Annotated in this window: 17 protein-coding genes and 2 pseudogenes; 6 read left to right on the forward strand and 13 right to left on the reverse strand. The window is 65.6% G+C overall.

The features are described 5' to 3' along the window. Positions 1 to 176: 176 nt before the first annotated feature. From asd to DFQ15_RS03980, 5 genes are all read right to left on the reverse strand, one after another. Entirely contained in the window at positions 177 to 1,295 is a 1,119-nt protein-coding gene (asd, locus tag DFQ15_RS03960; protein WP_110464719.1) for an aspartate-semialdehyde dehydrogenase, read from the reverse strand. Between the two features lie 78 nt (positions 1,296 to 1,373). Further along, positions 1,374 to 2,474, reverse strand: a complete 1,101-nt coding sequence (gene leuB / locus DFQ15_RS03965) for a 3-isopropylmalate dehydrogenase (RefSeq protein WP_110464759.1) — start codon at positions 2,472 to 2,474, stop codon at positions 1,374 to 1,376. A gap of 204 nt (positions 2,475 to 2,678) precedes the next feature. Beyond that, entirely contained in the window at positions 2,679 to 3,329 is a 651-nt protein-coding gene (gene leuD, locus DFQ15_RS03970) for a 3-isopropylmalate dehydratase small subunit (protein WP_110464760.1), read from the reverse strand. Positions 3,330 to 3,466: 137 nt separating this feature from the next. Then, positions 3,467 to 4,885 (reverse strand): 3-isopropylmalate dehydratase large subunit, encoded by a 1,419-nt coding sequence (gene leuC, locus DFQ15_RS03975; protein WP_110464720.1) that lies wholly within the window; start codon positions 4,883 to 4,885, stop codon positions 3,467 to 3,469. Between the two features lie 56 nt (positions 4,886 to 4,941). Then, the gene (locus DFQ15_RS03980) at positions 4,942 to 5,892 is read right to left on the reverse strand and encodes a LysR family transcriptional regulator (RefSeq protein ID WP_110464721.1); all 951 of its coding nucleotides are present in this window, start codon (positions 5,890 to 5,892) and stop codon (positions 4,942 to 4,944) included. 211 nt (positions 5,893 to 6,103) lie between these two features. Between DFQ15_RS03980 and DFQ15_RS03985 the strand changes: the two are divergent. Continuing rightward, positions 6,104 to 6,218, forward strand: a pseudogene (locus DFQ15_RS03985) (IS5/IS1182 family transposase); the annotation flags it as partial. Positions 6,219 to 6,377: 159 nt separating this feature from the next. On the opposite strand, the gene xopO reads toward DFQ15_RS03985, so the two are convergent. From xopO to grpE, 4 genes are all read right to left on the reverse strand, one after another. Beyond that, positions 6,378 to 7,010: a XopO/AvrRps4 family type III secretion system effector gene (gene xopO, locus DFQ15_RS16935; RefSeq protein ID WP_146228639.1), complete on the reverse strand. Its 633-nt coding sequence runs from the start codon at positions 7,008 to 7,010 to the stop codon at positions 6,378 to 6,380. Between the two features lie 441 nt (positions 7,011 to 7,451). After that, positions 7,452 to 8,603, reverse strand: coding sequence for a molecular chaperone DnaJ (gene dnaJ / locus DFQ15_RS03990; protein ID WP_110464722.1), 1,152 nt, complete (start codon positions 8,601 to 8,603; stop codon positions 7,452 to 7,454). Positions 8,604 to 8,689: 86 nt separating this feature from the next. Beyond that, positions 8,690 to 10,630, reverse strand: a complete 1,941-nt coding sequence (dnaK, locus tag DFQ15_RS03995) for a molecular chaperone DnaK (protein WP_110464723.1) — start codon at positions 10,628 to 10,630, stop codon at positions 8,690 to 8,692. A 123-nt stretch (positions 10,631 to 10,753) separates the two neighbouring features. Continuing rightward, positions 10,754 to 11,308, reverse strand: coding sequence for a nucleotide exchange factor GrpE (gene grpE, locus DFQ15_RS04000; RefSeq protein ID WP_110464724.1), 555 nt, complete (start codon positions 11,306 to 11,308; stop codon positions 10,754 to 10,756). A gap of 274 nt (positions 11,309 to 11,582) precedes the next feature. On the opposite strand from grpE, the pseudogene rpsF reads away from it, so the two are divergent. The 5 genes and pseudogenes from rpsF to dnaB form a co-directional block, all read left to right on the forward strand. Then, positions 11,583 to 11,957: pseudogene (gene rpsF, locus DFQ15_RS04005) on the forward strand (30S ribosomal protein S6); the annotation flags it as partial. Positions 11,958 to 12,067: 110 nt separating this feature from the next. Next, complete coding sequence (gene priB / locus DFQ15_RS04010; RefSeq protein ID WP_055843389.1) at positions 12,068 to 12,358, forward strand: primosomal replication protein N; 291 nt, start codon at positions 12,068 to 12,070, stop codon at positions 12,356 to 12,358. A gap of 18 nt (positions 12,359 to 12,376) precedes the next feature. Continuing rightward, positions 12,377 to 12,661: a 30S ribosomal protein S18 gene (gene rpsR / locus DFQ15_RS04015; RefSeq protein WP_055843387.1), complete on the forward strand. Its 285-nt coding sequence runs from the start codon at positions 12,377 to 12,379 to the stop codon at positions 12,659 to 12,661. Between the two features lie 12 nt (positions 12,662 to 12,673). Next, positions 12,674 to 13,126: a 50S ribosomal protein L9 gene (gene rplI, locus DFQ15_RS04020; protein ID WP_055843386.1), complete on the forward strand. Its 453-nt coding sequence runs from the start codon at positions 12,674 to 12,676 to the stop codon at positions 13,124 to 13,126. Between the two features lie 190 nt (positions 13,127 to 13,316). Next, on the forward strand, positions 13,317 to 14,735 hold the full coding sequence (gene dnaB, locus DFQ15_RS04025) for a replicative DNA helicase (RefSeq protein WP_055843384.1): 1,419 nt from the start codon (positions 13,317 to 13,319) through the stop codon (positions 14,733 to 14,735). Between the two features lie 88 nt (positions 14,736 to 14,823). Here the strand turns inward: dnaB and DFQ15_RS04030 are convergent, their stop codons facing one another. The 4 genes from DFQ15_RS04030 to DFQ15_RS04045 all read right to left on the reverse strand — a co-directional run bounded on the left by DFQ15_RS04030 (position 14,824) and on the right by DFQ15_RS04045 (position 18,348). Continuing rightward, positions 14,824 to 15,207 (reverse strand): hypothetical protein, encoded by a 384-nt coding sequence (locus DFQ15_RS04030; protein ID WP_110464726.1) that lies wholly within the window; start codon positions 15,205 to 15,207, stop codon positions 14,824 to 14,826. A 28-nt stretch (positions 15,208 to 15,235) separates the two neighbouring features. Further along, positions 15,236 to 17,125: a PhoH family protein gene (locus DFQ15_RS04035; protein ID WP_110464727.1), complete on the reverse strand. Its 1,890-nt coding sequence runs from the start codon at positions 17,123 to 17,125 to the stop codon at positions 15,236 to 15,238. Between the two features lie 221 nt (positions 17,126 to 17,346). After that, positions 17,347 to 17,826: a peroxiredoxin gene (locus DFQ15_RS04040; RefSeq protein ID WP_110464728.1), complete on the reverse strand. Its 480-nt coding sequence runs from the start codon at positions 17,824 to 17,826 to the stop codon at positions 17,347 to 17,349. Between the two features lie 123 nt (positions 17,827 to 17,949). Beyond that, a complete protein-coding gene (locus DFQ15_RS04045; protein ID WP_110464729.1) occupies positions 17,950 to 18,348 on the reverse strand; it encodes an Mth938-like domain-containing protein in 399 nt (132 codons plus the stop codon). Between the last annotated feature and the right edge of the window lie 4 nt (positions 18,349 to 18,352).

An 18,352-nucleotide genomic window follows, 5' to 3' on the forward strand; every position in this document is an offset into this window, starting at 1 on the left:
ATGTTTTTTTGTCATCACTGGCAAACCTTCGCACTGAAAATCAGCGGACGACCATAGCATCAATAATTTTGTATGACAAGGTAACAGCGGGCGCCGAGGGCGTTGCCGTCACCAATGTGGCCCTGTGACAACGTGCCCTCTTTTTTATCGATACGGGTGAAAATTACCGGGCGCGGTCAGCGCGCCAGCAGGATGCGCAGCATGCGGCGCAGCGGCTCGGCCGCGCCCCATAGCAGCTGGTCGCCGATCACGAAGGCCGACACGTATTCCGGCCCCATGTTCAGCTTGCGGACCCGGCCCACGCCGACCTCCAGACCGCCGGTGATCGAGGCCGGGGTCAGTTCCTTGACGGTGACGGCCCGGTCGTTGGGTACCCACTTCACCCACGGGTTGCCGGACTTGACGAGAGACTCGATTTCTTCGAGCGGTAGGTTCTTTCTGAGCTTGAGCGTCAGCGCCAGGCTGTGGCAGCGCATCGCGCCGATGCGCACGCACAGGCCGTCGACCGGGATCAGGGCCGGCGTGTCGAGGATCTTGTTGACCTCGGCCTGGCCCTTCCACTCTTCCTTCGACTGGCCGTTGTCCAGCTGGGCGTCGATCCAGGGGATCAGGCCGCCGGCCAGCGGGGCGCCGAAGAACTCGGTCGGCACGTCGTCGCGGATGGTGGCGGCCACCTTGCGGTCGATGTCGAGGATGGCCGAAGACGGCGTGCGCAGCTCATCTGCCACCGCGTCGTGCACCACGCCCATGCCCTTCAACAGTTCGCGCATGTGGTTGGCGCCGCCGCCCGAGGCCGCCTGGTAGGTCATCGAGCTGACCCATTCGACCAGCCCTTGCTTGAACAGCCCGCCCACGCCCATCAGCAGGATGGAGTTGGTGCAGTTGCCGCCGATGTAGTTCTTCACGCCCCTGTCGAGCGCGCGCAGGATCACGTCGTGGTTGACCGGGTCGAGCACGATGACCGCGTCGTCCTTCATCCGCAGGGTGGAGGCGGCGTCGATCCAATAGCCGGTCCAGCCGGCGGCGCGCAGCTTGGGGAAGACTTCGCTGGTGTAGTCGCCGCCTTGCGCGGTGATGACGATGTCGCAGCGCTTCAACGCCTCGATGTCGAACGCGTCCTGCAGCGTGGTGTTCGTCTTGGCCTGTGCGGGCGCCTTGCCGCCGGCGTTGGAGGTCGAGAAGAAGACCGCGTCGATGGCGTCGAAATCGCCCTCGGCCTGCATGCGGTCGAGGAGTACGGAGCCGACCATGCCGCGCCAGCCCACGAGTCCTACGAGATTGCCTACCTTGCTCATCGCTTGTGCCCTTTCAGAAAATGAATCTGGTTCCCCGGCTCGTCTCGGCCGGGGGTGGGCGCGACGAACCGGGCTGTGTCAGCCTTTAATGGTCGTCTTGGTGGTGGACGAAGACAGCGCTGCGACGACGGCGTCGCCCATCTCGCGGGTGCCGACCTTCGTCGTTCCGGGCGAGTGGATGTCCACGGTGCGCAGTCCCTGGGCGAGCACGGCCTGCACCGCGGATTCGATCCGGTCGGCGGCTTCGGGCTGTTGGAGGGAAAAGCGGAGCATCATGGCAGCGGACAGGATTGTAGCCAAAGGATTCGCGATGCCCTTGCCGGCGATGTCGGGCGCGCTGCCGTGGCTCGGCTCGTACAGGCCCTGCTTCTTGTCGTTGAGCGAGGCCGACGGCAGCATGCCGATCGAGCCGGTCAGCATGGCCGCCGCGTCCGACAGGATGTCGCCGAACATGTTGCCGGTGACCACCACGTCGAACTTCTTCGGCGCCTTGACCAGCTGCATCGCTGCGTTGTCGACGTACATGTGGTCCAGCGCCACGTCGGGGTATTCCTTGCCCACCTCGGTGACCACGTCCTTCCACAGCTGGAAGGTCTCCAGCACGTTGGCCTTGTCGACGCTGGTGACCCGCTTGTCGCGCTTCTGCGCCGCCTGGAAGGCGACGTGGGCGATGCGTTCGATCTCGGGGCGCGAGTAGCGCATCGTGTCGAAGGCTTCCTCGGCGCCGGGGAAGTGCCCGTCGGTGGCGGTGCGGCGGCCGCGCGGCTGGCCGAAGTAGATGTCGCCGGTCAGCTCGCGGATGATCAGGATGTCCAGGCCCGCGACCAGCTCGGGCTTGAGGCTGGAGGCACCCACCAGCTGCTCGTAGCAGATGGCCGGGCGGAAGTTGGCGAACAGGCCGAGGTGCTTGCGCAGGCCCAGGATCGCCTGCTCGGGCCGCAGCGGCCGGTCGAGCGTGTCGTATTTCCAGTCGCCCACCGCGCCGAAGAGGATGGCGTCGGCCGACTTCGCCAGGTTCAGCGTCGCGTCAGGCAGCGGATGGCCGTGCGCCTCGTAGGCGGCGCCGCCGACCACCGCGGTCTCCAGTTCCAGCGGCAGGTCGAGGACGTTCAGGACCTTGACGGCCTCGGCCACGATTTCGGTCCCGATGCCGTCGCCCGGCAACACTGCGATCTTCATGCTCATGCTTCTATGCTCACTTTTTGATAGCTGCTGGTCGGCGCCGTTCGCCGGCCGTGGCTATTATTTCTTTGAAAATTCCAGAGAGGGCGTGAAAGAACCGTAGCGAGCAGCCCGAGTGTGCAGCGAGGACCGGAGCCGTACTTGGGTACGGTGAGGACCGCGGCTGCGCAATCGGGTTGCGCAGTAGGTTCTCTCGCGCCTTCAGCCGACCATCGTGTGGGCCAGCCAGGGCTTGGTCGCCAGGCGCTCGGCCTCGAACGCCAAGATCTTGTCCTTGTGCTGCAGGGTCAGCCCGATGTCGTCGAAGCCGTTCAGCAGGCAGTGCCGGCGGAAGGCGTTCACCTCGAACGGGATCTCCTGGCCGCCCGGCTCCACGATCATCTGGCGCTCCAGGTCGACCGTCAGCCGGTAGCCGGGGAACGCATGGCTCTCGTCGAACAGGCGGGCGATGGTCGCCTCGGGCAGCACGATCGGCAGCAGGCCGTTCTTGAAGCTGTTGTTGAAGAAGATGTCGGCGAAGCTGGGCGCCAGGATGGCGCGGAAGCCATACTGGTCCAGCGCCCAGGGCGCGTGCTCGCGGCTCGATCCGCAACCGAAGTTCTTGCGCGCCAGCAGGATCGAGGCACCGGCGTAGCGCGGCTGGTTCAGCACGAAGTCGGGGTTCGGCTTGCGGCTGGCCGGCTCCTGGCCCGGCTCGCCGTGGTCGAGGTAGCGCCACTCGTCGAACAGGTTCACGCCGAAGCCGGTCTTCTTGATCGACTTCAGGAACTGCTTCGGGATGATCGCGTCGGTATCGACGTTCTCGCGGTCCATCGGCGCGACGAGGCCCTGGTGTACGGTGAATTTCTGCATGCTTGTCTTTCTTTCCTCGGCGGTCACGTATCCCTGTCTTTCTCAGCGAATGCCGCGGAACCGGCTTGGCCGGGTCGCTGGCGTTGCCCCCTGCAGGGGGCGGGCGAAGACACGAAGTGCGCTGCCTGGGGATGTACTTAAATTTTGCGGATATCGACGAAGTGGCCGTGGACCGCTGCCGCTGCCGCCATCGCCGGCGAAACGAGATGCGTACGGCCACCCGCGCCCTGGCGGCCTTCGAAGTTGCGGTTGCTGGTGCTGGCGCAGCGCTCGCCCGGCTCCAGTCGGTCGGCGTTCATCGCCAGGCACATCGAGCAGCCGGGCTCGCGCCATTCGAAGCCGGCGGCCTTGAAGATCTCGTGCAGGCCTTCGCGCTCGGCCTGATCCTTCACCAGGCCCGAGCCCGGCACCACCATCGCCACCTTGATGTTCCGGGCGACCTTCCGGCCGAGCTTCTTGACCACCGCGGCGGCCTCGCGCATGTCTTCGATCCGGCTGTTGGTGCAGCTGCCGATGAAGATTTTGTCTACGTAGACGTCGTCGAGCGCCTTGCCCGGTGCCAGGCCCATGTAGTTCAGGGCGCGCTCGATCGCGTCGCGCTTGCCGGCGTCTTTTTCCTTGTCCGGGTCGGGCGTGCGGTCGTCGATGCCCAGCACCATCTCGGGCGAGGTGCCCCAGGTGACCTGCGGCACGATCCGGGTCGCGTCCAGCTCGACCACCGCGTCGAAGGTGGCGTCCGGGTCGGACTGCAGCGTCTTCCAGTAGGCGACCGCCTGGTCCCATTCGACGCCGGTGGGCGAGAGCGGGCGGTTCTTCACGTAGTCGATCGTCTTCTGGTCCACCGCGACCAGACCGGCGCGCGCACCGGCCTCGATCGCCATGTTGCAGACGGTCATGCGGCCTTCCATGCTCAACGCGCGGATCGCCGAGCCGGCGAACTCGATCGTGTAACCGGTGCCGCCGGCGGTGCCGATGCGGCCGATGATCGCCAGCACGATGTCCTTGGCGGTGATGCCTGGGGCGACGGCGCCCTCGACCTTGATCAGCAGGTTCTTCGCCTTCTTGGCGAGCAGGGTCTGCGTGGCCATGACGTGCTCGACCTCGCTGGTGCCGATGCCGTGGGCGAGCGCGCCGAAGGCACCGTGGGTGGAGGTGTGGCTGTCGCCGCAGACGACCGTCATGCCGGGCAGGGTGGCGCCGTTCTCGGGGCCGATGACGTGCACGATGCCCTGGCGTTTGGAGAGGAACGGGAAGAACGCGGCCGCGCCCGATTCGGCGATGTTCGCGTCGAGCGTGGTGATCTGCTCCTTGCTGATCGGGTCGGTGATGCCGTCGTAGCCGCGCTCCCAGCCGGTGGTGGGCGTGTTGTGGTCGGCGGTGGCGACGATGGAGCTGACGCGCCATACCTTGCGGCCGGCCACGCGCAGGCCTTCGAAGGCCTGCGGGCTGGTGACTTCGTGCACCAGGTGCCGGTCGATGTAGAGCACGGCGGTACCGTCTTCTTCGGTGTGGACGACGTGCTCGTCCCAGATCTTGTCGTAGAGGGTGCGTCCCATGGTGGAGCTTCTTTCGCAGGTGGGGAATCTGTTCGGAATGTTCGCTGCGGCGCGGACTAGGCTGCCGCCCGCTCGGCTCTCTCGGCGGGCGCGGCGAGGTGGTCGACCAGCAGGCGCGCGGTGACCGGCAGCGCCGCGAAATCGCGGGCCAGCAGCCGCAGCTCGCGGGCGGCCCAGGCGTCCTGCAGCGCCACGGCGCGCAGCGTGCCGACGCCTCCCATCAGGGCGAAGGCCCGGTCGGGCAGCACGCCGATGCCAAGGCCGTTGTCGATCATCCGGCACATCGCGTCGAGGCCGGTCACCTGCATCCGCAGCCGCAGGGGCCTGCCGGCCTGCGCCGCGGCCTTCTGCATCGCCAGGCCGATGCTGCTGGCGGCATGCAGCCCGACGATATCGTAATCGAGTGCTGCTACGAAATCTATAGCGTCATGTCGGGACAGAGCGTGGGCCTGCGGCACGACGAGCACCAAACGGTCGTGCCGGTAGGGCAGGCTCTGCAGCGGCTCTTCCCGGGCGCTGGCGGTGGCGGGGTAGTGGGCGATGCCGAGGTCGGCCGCGCCTTCGCGCACCGCCTGGGCCACGTCGGCGCTCAGGTGCTCCTGCAGGTCGATCTTCACCTGGCCGTGCTGCAGCACGAAGGCGCCCAGGTCTTCGGGCAGGAACTGCACGATCGCAGAGATGTTGGCATGCACCCGCACATGGCCGCGCACGCCCTCGGCGTATTCGCTCAGCTCGCCCTGCATCTTCTCCAGGCCGAACAGCACCGAGCGGGCATGGTGCAGCAGGTTCTCGCCGGCGGGCGTCAGCTTCACGCCGCGGCTGTGGCGGTAGAGCAGGGCGGTACCGACGGCCGCCTCCAGCTCTGCCAGGCGCTTGCTGACGGCCGATGCGGCGATGAATTCGCGCTCCGCCGCGCGGCCGATGCTGCCCAGCTCGCACACCGCGACGAAGAGCTGCAGGGAGGTGAGGTCGATACGGCGGGCGAAGCTGCGGTCGGGGTTCTTCATCGGGGTGGCGTCATCGTCGTCTGCGATGCATCGACTATTTTCCTAGATAAAAAGCGCGTTAGCCATCGCGTTTGACGATGTTTTGCATGGCGAACGGTGCATGCGCCGTTCCCGTGCGACGCTTTCCGGCATCGGCACCCGAACGGCTATACCTGCCGGATCCGCGCTCTCATGCATCCACCCCGGACGGCCATCGCTCTGCCCTCCCATCGGGCCATGCGGGGATGTCGTCAAAGCCCATAACCTGCTGCACGGTCAAGAGGTCGATGCGTTCGGCGATGCGGGCGACCAGGGTGCCGCCAAGCGGCCCGATGCCAAAGCCGATCATGAGTGCGTTTGCGCGGGCCCTCGACGGCCAAAACGGCCGGAGATCGGAGCGGCCACCGCGCTGATCGACACCGAAAGCGAAGCAATTCGGCATCTGCACCAGGAATTTATCGTTCTCAGCGGTCTATCTCGGCCGACTCCGCTTGTGCGGACGTGTACTAATTGTTGATTCTGCTACGCGCGTTTCGGGCCGTCTCATATTGGGTTTTATATGACGACAGATCACTAATTGCATTATTCAGGGCTCGTATAGTAAGTTGTCTTTGAGCTGCATCGGTCTCGGTTTCCAGATCTTGCCGCAGCTCATCAATCAGAAAATTTTTATCGTCTATTGCCTCTTGAAGTTCCTTGAGTGCATTATCGGTAACCACGACGTTCTGCGATGAAGAGCCGAGTTGAGAGGTTCGCTTGCCTCCACCCAAAAGAGAGTTGGGCGTGAACGGAATTTCCAATCCACCAGGCGCCGGTTTAAAATCTCGCTGTTGGAGCGTATCGAGTGCGGTCAGGTAAGGGCTGTTGGAAGTGCCGGGTTGCATGGAAATGTCCTTGCGCTGTGCCTCGAAAGCCTTGTTTCGCCAATCGCTTCCGGAAAACCGGGTATCGACTTGTTCCGGCTCTGGCGCCAGCGTCTTGTTCTTGATCGTCGACAGGCCCTGAAGTGCAGGATCGGATGATTTGGGCGCAGGTGCCGCAGAACCGGCTACGGATTGCGGCGTATCACGCGGCGATTCTTGAGAGGTGAGCCAATAGGCGGGAGCATTGCCGGTCGATCCGGTGGAATGAATTTCCATGGAATACTCTTTCAAATCAATAATCAGTTAGAGAGTGCTATGCGTCCGTCAAAAACCGTTGCGTGATAAACCTTGCAGAAATTAACCGGTTCCTTGGAAATTATGAAAAGCTTATGTGACTCAACGGATTATGGAAAAGTGCATAACACACTCCAAGTATTACTTGAACACGGACGCTTCAGGAGCGATGAGCGAAGGGTTGCCCGCAATGCCGAATCATTCGCGTTGGAATGACCCACCGTTGCTGCTACCGGAATTGGAAGATTATGCTGGCGGAGATCAGCGCGCGCGAGTTGCTCAACGAGCAGATCCAGGCCTGCATCCTCACATGAGCCGGCACGCCGCGTGCGCCGGCATCTCGTGGACCGTGCTGCCGCACGTTCTTCGCATCGGCTGCGGCGGTCGGCCCCGCAGCTCCGGCTCAGGGCTGTATGCCGCGCCTCAGCTGAACAGGTTCTTCAGCTTGTCGGTCCAGCTCTCGCCGGTGGGCGAGTGCTTGCCGCCGCCCTTCTTCAGGGACTCTTCCAGTTCGCGCATCAGCTTGCGCTGGTGCTCGGTCAGCTTGACCGGCGTCTCTACCGCGATGTGACAGTACAGGTCGCCGGGGTAGCTGGCGCGCACGCCCTTGATGCCCTTGCCGCGCAGCCGGAACTGCTTGCCGGCCTGGGTGCCTTCGGGGATGTCGATGGCCGCCTTGCCGGCCAGCGTCGGCACCTCGATCTCGCCGCCGAGCGCTGCGGTGATGAAGCTCACCGGCACCTGGCAGTGCAGGTCGTCGCCGTCGCGCTCGAAGATGTCGTGCTTCTTGATCCGCACCTCGATGTGCAGGTCGCCCGGCGGTCCGCCGTTGGTGCCCGGCTCGCCGTTGCCGACGCTGCGGATCGTCATGCCGTCGTCGATGCCGGCGGGGATCTTGATCTCGAGCGTCTTCTGGCTTTTGATCCGGCCCTGGCCGTTGCAGGTGGGGCAGGGCTCGGGAATGATCTTACCGGTGCCGTGGCACTGCGGACAGGTCTGCTGCACGCTGAAGAAGCCCTGGCGCATCTGGACCGATCCGGCACCGTTGCAGGTGGTGCAGGTGATCGGCTTGGTGCCGGGCTTGGCGCCCGAACCGTGGCAGGTGTCGCAGTTGTCCCAGGTCGGCACGCGCAGCTGTACGTCTTTGCCCTTGGCCGCTTCCTCCAGCGTGACCTCCATCGCGTAGCTCAGATTGGCGCCGCGGTAGACCTGGCGGCCGGTCGCACCGCCGCGCGCGCCACCGGCGCGCTGCTGGCCGAACATGTCGCCGAAGATGTCGCCGAAAGCCTCGGCGAAACCGCCGAAGCCTTCACCGCCCGCCCCACCGGGGCCGCGCATGTTGGGGTCGACGCCCGCGTGGCCGTACTGGTCGTACGCCGCCCGCTTCTGACCGTCGGAGAGCATCTCGTAGGCCTCCTTGGCCTCCTTGAACTTCTCCTCGGCCACCTTGCCGCTGTCACCCTGGTTGCGGTCGGGGTGGTGCTTCATCGCAAGCTTGCGATAGGCCTTCTTGATGTCCTCCTCGCTCGCGTTCTTCGCGACGCCGAGAACCTCGTAATAATCTCTTTTCGCCATCTGGTGGAAACCCGGTTACCTGGAGCGGGAGCGCCGCGCCGCCCTTTGCGGGGCGCTGCGCGGCGCAGAGGGTGGGTGCCGCGCGCTCAGCCCTTCTTGACTTCCTTGACTTCGGCGTCGACCACGTTGTCGTCGGCCGGCGCGGCGGAGGCCTGCTGTTGCGGCTGCTGGTCGGCACCCGGTGCGCCGCCGCCCGCAGCGGCCTGCGCCTCGGCGTACATCTTCTCGCCCAGCTTCTGGCTGGCGGCCATCAGCGCCGCGCTCTTCTCGTCGATCGCGGCCTTGTCATCGCCCTTGAGCGCTTCTTCCAACTCCTTGGAGGCTGCCTCGATCTTCTCCTTCTCGCCGGCTTCGAGCTTGTCGCCGTGCTCGCCCAGCGACTTCTTCACGCCGTGCAGGCTGGCTTCGGCCTGGTTGCGGGCCTGGACCAGCTCGACCTTCTTCTTGTCCTCGGCGGCGTTCAGCTCGGCGTCCTTCACCATCTTCTGGATCTCTTCCTCGGAGATGCCCGAGTTGGCCTTGATGGTGATCTTGTTTTCCTTGCCGGTGGCCTTGTCCTTCGCGCCGACGTGCAGGATGCCGTTGGCGTCGATGTCGAACGACACCTCGATCTGCGGCGTGCCGCGGGCGGCGGGCGGAATGCCTTCGAGGTTGAACTCGCCGAGCGCCTTGTTGCCCGAGGCCAGCTCGCGCTCGCCCTGGAACACCTTGATCGTCACGGCCGGCTGGTTGTCTTCGGCGGTCGAGAAGGTCTGTGCGAACTTCGTCGGGATGGTCGTGTTCTTGGTGATCATCTTGGTCATCACGCCGCCCATCGTCTCGATGCCGAGCGACAGCGGGGTCACGTCGAGCAGCAGCACGTCCTTACGGTCGCCCGACAGCACCTGGCCCTGGATCGCGGCGCCCACGGCCACGGCTTCGTCGGGGTTGACGTCGCGGCGCGGCTCCTTGCCGAAGAACTCCTTGACCTTCTCCTGTACCTTGGGCATGCGGCTCATGCCGCCGACCAGGATCACGTCGTTGATGTCGGAGACGCTGATGCCGGCGTCCTTGATCGCCATGCGGCAAGGGGCCATGGTGCGCTCGATCAGCTCGTCCACCAGGCTTTCCAGCTTGGCGCGGGTCAGCTTGATGTTGAGGTGCTTCGGCCCGGTGGCGTCCGCCGTGATATAGGGCAGGTTGACGTCGGTGGCCGCGGACGACGACAGCTCGATCTTCGCCTTCTCTGCGGCTTCCTTCAGGCGCTGCAGGGCCAGCACGTCCTTGCCCAGGTCGACGCCTTGCTCTTTCTTGAACTCGGCGATGATGTAGTCGATGATGCGCTGGTCGAAGTCTTCGCCGCCCAGGAAGGTGTCGCCGTTGGTGGAGAGCACCTCGAACTGCTTCTCGCCGTCGACGTCGGCGATCTCGATGATCGACACGTCGAAGGTTCCGCCGCCCAGGTCGTACACGGCGATCTTGCGGTCGCCCTTTTCCTGCTTGTCGAGGCCGAAGGCCAGCGCTGCGGCCGTCGGCTCGTTGATGATGCGCTTCACATCCAGGCCGGCGATGCGGCCGGCGTCCTTGGTGGCCTGGCGCTGGGCGTCGTTGAAGTACGCGGGCACGGTGATCACCGCCTCGGTCACGGCTTCGCCCAGGTAGTCCTCGGCGGTCTTCTTCATCTTGCGCAGCACTTCGGCGCTGACCTGCGGCGGCGCGAGCTTCTGGCCGCGCACTTCCACCCAGGCGTCGCCGTTGTCGGCCTTGGCGATGGCATAGGGCATCAGGTCGATGTCCTTCTGCACTTCCTTCTCTTCGAACTTGCGGCCGATCAGGCGCTTGACGGCGTAGAGCGTGTTGCGCGGGTTGGTGACGGCCTGGCGCTTGGCGGAGGCGCCGACGAGGATCTCGCCGCCTTCCTGGTAAGCGATGATCGACGGCGTGGTGCGTGCGCCTTCCGAGTTCTCGATGACCTTGGTGGTGTTGCCTTCCATGATGGCCACGCACGAGTTGGTGGTGCCGAGGTCGATACCGATGATCTTGCCCATGAGAATTTCTCCTGATCTGAAAAAGTTTGCTTGTCGTCGAGTTGTGGATAACTTCGCGCAGTTCAAGAGGCCGGTGCCTACGAATTGCGCAGTGCCGCCCTCACGGCATCCACTGGAAAAGGGTTACTTGGGCGCGGCGACCACCACCAGCGCGGGGCGCAGCGTGCGCTCGGCGATGGAGTAGCCCTTCTGCAGCACCGAGACCACGGTGTTGGCCTCCTGCTCCGACGGCACCATGCTGATCGCCTGGTGCAGGTGCGGGTCGAACTTGGTGCCGGCCTCGGGCTGGATCGCGATCACCTTGTTGCGCTCGAGCGCGGCGGTCAGCTGGCGCAGCGTGGCCTCTGCGCCTTCTCGCAGCTGCTCGGGCGTGGCTTCCTTCACCGACAGGCCGGCCTCCAGGCTGTCGGCCACCGGCAGCAGGCTTTCGGCGAAGCTCTCGACGCCGAACTTGCGGGCCTTGGCGATTTCTTCCTCGGCGCGGCGGCGGGCGTTCTCGGCGTCGGCCTTGGCGCGCAGGTACTGGTCGGCCAGGTCGGCGCTCTTGGCCTGCAGCGCGGCCAGTTCGGCCTGCGCGGTGGCGAGCGCGTCGGAGGCGTGGGCGTGCATCGCCGCCTCGACTTCTTCGGGGCTGGCGTCTTCGGGCACGTTCGGAGGAGATGCGGTGTTGTCGGTCATCGTTTCGGAAGTGTTTCGGGTGGACACGCGCGCCACATGCAGGCGCTTTCGGGTATTTCAAGAGACGAGACCCGTCGGCAGGATTTCCGCCGGGCATCGTCGCCATGGGCACATGGTTGCCAGGGGTACCGATTGCAAGGGGCGGGAGCCAGGCGAAAAGCCAGGCTATAATCGCTGGCTTTGCCTTGTCGTACCGCTACCGACGCAGCGGACGACTGTTTCTCAAGGCCGCCATCAGCCGACAGGCAGGGCGGTTCAGCCACAAGGAGAGTCTATGCGTCATTACGAAATCATCCTGCTCATCCACCCGGATCAGAGCGAACAAGTTCCGGCCATGCTGGAGCGCTACAAGGGCATGATCACCGCTGGCGGTGGCAAGGTGCACCGTGTGGAAGACTGGGGTCGTCGCCAACTGGCCTACCTCATCAACAAGCTGGCCAAGGCGCACTATCTGTGCGTCAACATCGAGGCCGACCAGGCCGTGATGGCCGAGCTGGAGCATGCCTTCAAGTTCAACGATGCCGTGCTGCGCCACCTGACCGTGGTCCGCAAGCAGGCCGACACCGGCCCGTCGTCGATGATGAAGACCGTCGAGCGCGAAGAAGCCCGCAAGGCGCAGCAAGCCGAATTCGCCGCTTCCGGCGAACGCGGTGACCGCGGCGGCGACCGGGGCGACCGTGGTGGTGACCGCGGCGACCGGGGTGGCGAGCGCCAGGAGCGCGGCGACCGCGACCGTTAAACGGTCCTCGTTCGCGCGGAGTGGGTAACCAGGTCGTCCTGACCGCCTGCATCGTCGAATCCAACGCCATCCGCTACACCCCCGCCGGGCTGCCCGCCCTGGATCTGCGACTCGAACACGAGTCGAAGGTCACCGAGGCAGGCCAGTTGCGGGATGTGCGGGCCTCCGTGAAGGCGGTGGCGTTCGGTTCGGTGGCGGAGCGGCTGGTACGGCAGGCCGTCGGCAGTGGCTGGCGGTTCACCGGTTTTCTCGCCACGCCGCGCAACGGCAAACAGCTCGTCCTGCACATCCAGGAATTCCAGCCAGATTAATTTTTGAGAGGTTCCATCATGGCCACGTTCAAGAAATTCAACAAAGACAAGCGCCCGAAGCGCAACACCCAATCCCTGCTGTTCAAGCGCAAGCGCTTCTGCCGCTTCACCGTCGCCGGCGTCGAAGAGATCGACTACAAGGATGTCGACACGCTGCGTGACTTCATCGGCGAGAACGGCAAGATCATCCCGGCCCGCCTGACCGGCACCCGCGCGATCTACCAGCGTCAGCTCAACACTGCCATCAAGCGCGCGCGCTTCCTGGCGATGGTCCCGTACAGCGACCAGCACAAGACCAACTAAGGAGCCTCTGTCATGCAAATCATCCTGCTCGACAAGGTCGTGAACCTCGGCAATCTCGGCGAAATCGTCAAGGTCAAGGACGGCTACGCCCGCAATTTCCTGATCCCGCAAGGCCGCGCCCGCCGTGCCACCGAAAAGGCCAAGGCCGAATTCGAAGCCAAGCGCGCCGAACTGGAGAAGGCCGCCGCTGCGAAGCTGGCCGAATCCGAAGCCCAGGGCGAGAAGCTCTCCGGCACCACGGTCAAGCTCACCCAGAAGGCCGGCGTCGACGGTCGTCTGTTCGGCTCGGTCACCAATGCCGACATCGCCGAAGAACTCGGCAAGAACGGCTACAAGGTCGCGAAGTCGCAGGTCCGCCTGCCGAACGGCCCGATCAAGACCATCGGCGACAGCACCGTCAGCGTGCAGCTGCACACCGACGTCACCGTCGAGATCACCGTCACCGTCTACGGCGAGACCGCGTAAGCGTTTCCTGCCCGCCCCTGCAAAGGCCGCCTTCGGGCGGCTTTTGCTTTTGGGGCGCGGCGCGGCACATCCGAAAAGTCGTCCCGCACTGCCCACCGCGAATCCACGGCGCGTCCACCGTTTGCCCCCAGCCTTGTCCACAGGGTCGCACCCGTTTGCGGCTTAGGATGGAAGGCTTCCCGAGAACCCCATGCCCGCCACTTCGACCTTTCCTCCGTTCGACCCGTCGGACGCGCCGTCTTCTGCCGACCGCGAGGTGGCGCAGCTGCGCATTCCGCCGCACTCCATCGAGGCCGAGTCCAGCGTGCTGGGCGGCCTGCTGCTCGACAACGGCGCCTGGGACCGGGTGGGCGACCTGCTGAAGGACGACAACTTCTACCGATACGAGCACAAGCTGATCTACGGCGCCATCGGCGCGCTTATCAACGCCTCGAAGCCGGCCGACGTGATCACCGTCTTCGAGCACCTGCAGAGCCAGGGCAAGGCCGAGGAGATGGGCGGGCTGGTCTACCTGAACCAGCTGGCGCAGTACGTGCCGAGCGCGGCCAACATCCGGCGCTATGCCGAGATCGTGCGCGAGCGCGGCATCCTGCGCAAGCTGGTGACCGCCAGCGACGAGATAGCCACCAACGCCTTCAATCCGCAGGGCCGGCCGGTCGCCAAGATCCTCGACGAGGCCGAGCAGAAGATCTTCAACATCGGCGAGGAAGGCTCGCGGATGAAGCAGGGCTTCCAGAGCATGGACACGCTGGTGGTCGAGCTGCTCGACCGGGTCCAGGAGATGGCCGACAACCCCAACGACATCACCGGCGTGCCCACCGGCTTCATCGACCTCGACCGGATGACCTCGGGCCTGCAGGCCGGCGACATGGTGGTGCTGGCGGCGCGGCCGTCGATGGGCAAGACGGCGTTCGCGGTGAACATCGCCGAGCACGTGGCGCTCAACGAGGGTCTGCCGGTGGCGGTGTTCTCGATGGAAATGGGCGCCTCGCAGCTCGCGGTGCGGATCGTCGGCTCGATCGGCCGAATCGACCAGGGCCACCTGCGCACCGGCAAGCTGAGCGACGACGAATGGCCGCGGCTGACCGAGGCGATCGAGCGGCTGCGCACCGTGTCCTTGCACATCGACGAGACGCCCGGCCTGACGCCCAGCGAGCTGCGCGCCAACGCCCGGCGCCTGGCACGCCAGTGCGGCAAGCTCGGCCTGATCGTGGTCGACTATTTGCAGCTGATGAGCGGATCGAGTTCCAGCGGCAGCGACAACCGCGCGACCGAGCTGGGAGAGATCTCGCGGGGTTTGAAGATGCTGGCCAAGGAGCTGCAGTGCCCGGTGATCGCGCTGTCGCAGCTCAACCGCTCGGTGGAACAGCGCACCGACAAGCGGCCGATGATGTCCGACCTGCGCGAATCGGGCGCCATCGAGCAGGACGCCGACATCATCATGTTCATCTACCGCGACGACTACTACAACAAGGACAGCAAGGAGCCGGGCGTGGCCGAGGTGATCATCGGCAAGCAGCGCAACGGCCCCACCGGCACGGTGAAGCTGGCCTTCCTGAAGCCGCTGACCCGCTTCGAGAGCTTGGCGACCGGTTCGGGGGATTTCTAGCCGTTTTGGGCATGAAAAATGCTGGAAGCCGTTGAGTGGCGCCGACTTCTAGCTATTTATTTTGTAGCTAATCGTCGGTGCGGACCGCCTAGCGCTGCGCGGCCCAGATCACCAGCATCCCCACGCTGGCCAACAGCACCAGGCAGGTGCCGCCCAGCAGCCGCACCCGCTTCTGCAGGCCGTCCACCACGGTCACGATCTTGGCGTTCTGCTCGGCGAGCGAAGCGATCAGCTCGGCCGAATCGCGCTGCTCCTTCACGAGCATCGCGACCTGGGCCTGCAGCGCGTGCGCCAGCGCGGCGACGGTCCTGGGGTCGGTGGTGGCAGGCATCGGCACGGTCGCGGCGGCGGGCCTGGCCGCCTCGCGGGTGGAGGTGAACAGCTTCTTGGCGCCCTTGACGATCTTGGGCGTCGCCTCGATCACGTCGCCCCAGGGCACCAGCCGCAGCGCGGTCATCCAGCCTAGTGCCATGCGGGTGCTCCTGGGGCGGCGCCGGTCGTCACAGCACTTCGCTCGCGAAGTCGGCCAGGCGCGAGCGCTCGCCGCGGGCCAGGGTGATGTGCCCGCCGTGCGGCCAGCCCTTGAACCGGTCGACCGCGAAGGTCAGGCCCGACGAGCCTTCGGTGAGGTAGGGCGTGTCGATCTGCGCCAGGTTGCCCATGCAGATGATCTTGGTGCCCGGACCGGCCCGGGTGATCAGCGTCTTCATCTGCTTGGGCGTGAGGTTTTGGGCCTCGTCGATGATCACGTACTTGTTGAGGAAGGTGCGGCCGCGCATGAAGTTCAAGCTCTTGATCTTGATGCGCGAGCGGATCAGCTCGTTGGTGGCCGCGCGGCCCCATTCGCCGGCGTTGCCGCCGTCGCCCTTGGCCAGAAACTCCAGGTTGTCGTCGAGCGCGCCCATCCAGGGGCCCATCTTTTCCTCTTCGGTGCCGGGCAGGAAGCCGATGTCCTCGCCCACGCTCACCGTGGCGCGGGTCATGATGATCTCGGTGTAGCGGCGGTCGTCCAGCACCTGGGTCAGGCCGGCGGCCAGGGCCATCAGCGTCTTGCCGGTGCCGGCGGTGCCGGTGAGGGTGACGAAGTCCACCTCGGGGTCCATCAGCAGGTTCATCGCGAAGTTCTGCTCGCGGTTGCGGGTGTTCACGCCCCAGATCGCGTTCTTGGCGGACCCGTAATCCTTGAGCGTCTGCAGCACCGCGGTCTTCTCGCGGATCTCGGTGACGCGGGCGTAGAGGCTCTGCTCGCCCGGCGCCTCGAAGTAGGCGAACTGGTTGACCATCAGGCTCGGCACCACCGGCCCGGCGATCCGGTAGTAGGTGCTGCCGGCGTTCTGCCAGCTCTCGACGCTCTTGCCGTTCTTCTCCCAGAAATCGGACGGCAGCGCCAGCGCGCCGGAGTAGAGCAGGTCGCCGTCTTCCAGCACCTTGTCGTTCTGGTAGTCCTCGGCGTCGAGGCCCAGGGCGCGGGCCTTGACACGCATGTTGATGTCCTTCGACACCAGCACCACCGCGCGCGGCGCGTGGCGGGTGCGCAGCGCTTCGACCACGCCAAGGATCTGGTTGTCGGCCTTGCCCTGCGGCAGGCTGGTCGGCAGGGTGTAGTCGAGCGTCTCGGTCTGGAAGAACAGGCTGCCGCCGGCGCTCCGGTGGCCGGTGGTGTCGAGCTTGAGGCCCTTGGCGATGTCGGCGCCGCGGGCGGCGGCCAGCGCGTCGAGCGTGCGGCTGGCCTGGCGGCCGTTGCGCGCGACCTCGGTCATGCCCTTCTTGTGGCCGTCCAGCTCCTCCAGCACGATCATCGGCAGGAAGATGTCGTGTTCCTCGAAGCGGAACAGCGAGGTCGGATCGTGCAGCAGCACGTTGGTGTCGAGCACGAAGAGCTTCGACGGGCCCGTGGCGCGCGTCCTGCGGCCGCGCGCCGCCGGGGCCTGCACCGGCGGCGCGGCGGCCGCCACCGGAGCCGCTTCGGCGGGCGCCGCCGCGGGGGCCGGGCGCGCCCGGCCGCGTACGGCGGGTGCGGGGACGGCCGGCGCCTCCACCGGTGCGTTCGCCACCTGCTGCGGGGCCGTGGCAACCGTCGCGGCCGCAGGCGCCGGGGTACGGCGGCCGCTCGGGTGGGCGGTCAGCAGCGAGGCGGTCGCCGGGCCGGCGGCCACCAGTGCGTCCGGCACCGTCGGCGCCTGGTCGTCCGAGCGCTCCGGGGTCTGGCGGGTGATCGGCGCAGCCTTCAGGCGGGTGGTACGTGCCGCCGCCGGCTCTGCCATGTCCGGGGCGGTGCGGCGGCTGGGCGGCGCCCGGCGGGCGGGCGGCGTCGTGGCCGATTCTCTTGCGTCGTAGGCTTCGGCGGGAAGGATGGCGGCGCGTTTCGAGGGAGCGGGGGGCAGGGGCATGGGGCGTTCAGCTCGCGTGGAAAGGGTCAACGGGAGGGTCGCCGCACCGGCGGTTGCCGGCGAGGGATGCCTGGACGACGGTCGGAAAGCAGGGCGACAAACGAAAAAGCCGTCTGGAACACCAGACGGCTTTGGAAGGAGGGGTGCAGTGCAAGGCCCAACAGCATCGGATCATTATGCATGACCCCCGTGTCGGCCCGCGGCCGCATCCGGCAGGCGCCTCAGGCGGCCTTGCGGGTGATTTCCTTGACGGCGGTCAGCACCTCGTCGACATGGCCCGGCACCTTCAGGCCGCGCCACTCGGCGGCCAGCAGGCCGTCGGCACCGATCAGGAAGGTGCTGCGTTCGATGCCCTTGACCTTCTTGCCGTACATGATCTTGTTCTTGACCACGCCGAACATGTGGCACATCTTCTCTTCGGTATCGGCGATCAGTTCGAACGGCAGTTCCAGCGTGGCCTTGAACTCGTCGTGCGACTTCATGTTGTCGCGGGACACGCCGAACAGCGTGGCACCGGCCTTCACGAAGTCCTTGTACCGGTCGCGGAACTGCATCGCTTCGGTCGTGCATCCCGGGGTATTGTCTTTAGGGTAAAAGTACAAAACCATCACGTGGCCGAGGTGCGACGTGTTGGAGACTTTGATTCCGTTCGTGGCGTTCGCTTCGAATTCGGGAATGGGCTTGTTGACAACGATCGCCATATATCTTCTATTTCCCTGTGCCAGGATGTAGTCGTTGAAAGCTGGGGAAAAAAGGATGCTATCGTCCTTGATGGTCCCAACCGCAACTGCGAATTTTACCACTTCGTGGATTTTCCCCGTATTTCAGCCGTCCGAAGTACGTGTGCCCGGCAGGGGCTCCAGCAGCAACGCGGCCAACACGTGCCGCCCCTCGCCCGCCAGGATATTGTAGGTACGGCAGGCGGCCGCCGTATCCATCGTCTCCAGTCCGATCTGCCGCGCGATCAGCGGCCGCAGCCACGCGGTCGGCGCGAACCGGTTGCGCAGGCCGCTGCCGAAGAGGATCAGCTCCGCGTCCAGCCCGGCCAGCGTCTCGAAGTGGGCGGCGCTCAGGTCTTCGAAACGGCGGCACGGCCAGTCGATCCGCTCGCCGCGCGAACCCAGGATCACGCTCGATTCGATGCGCTCGGTCCCTAGACCGATCCAGCCCGGGCCGTGGCCGCCGATGGAGGGCGCGTCGAACTTGTCGGGCTGGAGTTTCATGGCG

Origin of the sequence: Xylophilus ampelinus (genome assembly GCF_003217575.1) — a bacterium.
Classification (GTDB): Bacteria; Pseudomonadota; Gammaproteobacteria; order Burkholderiales; family Burkholderiaceae_C; genus Xylophilus; species Xylophilus ampelinus.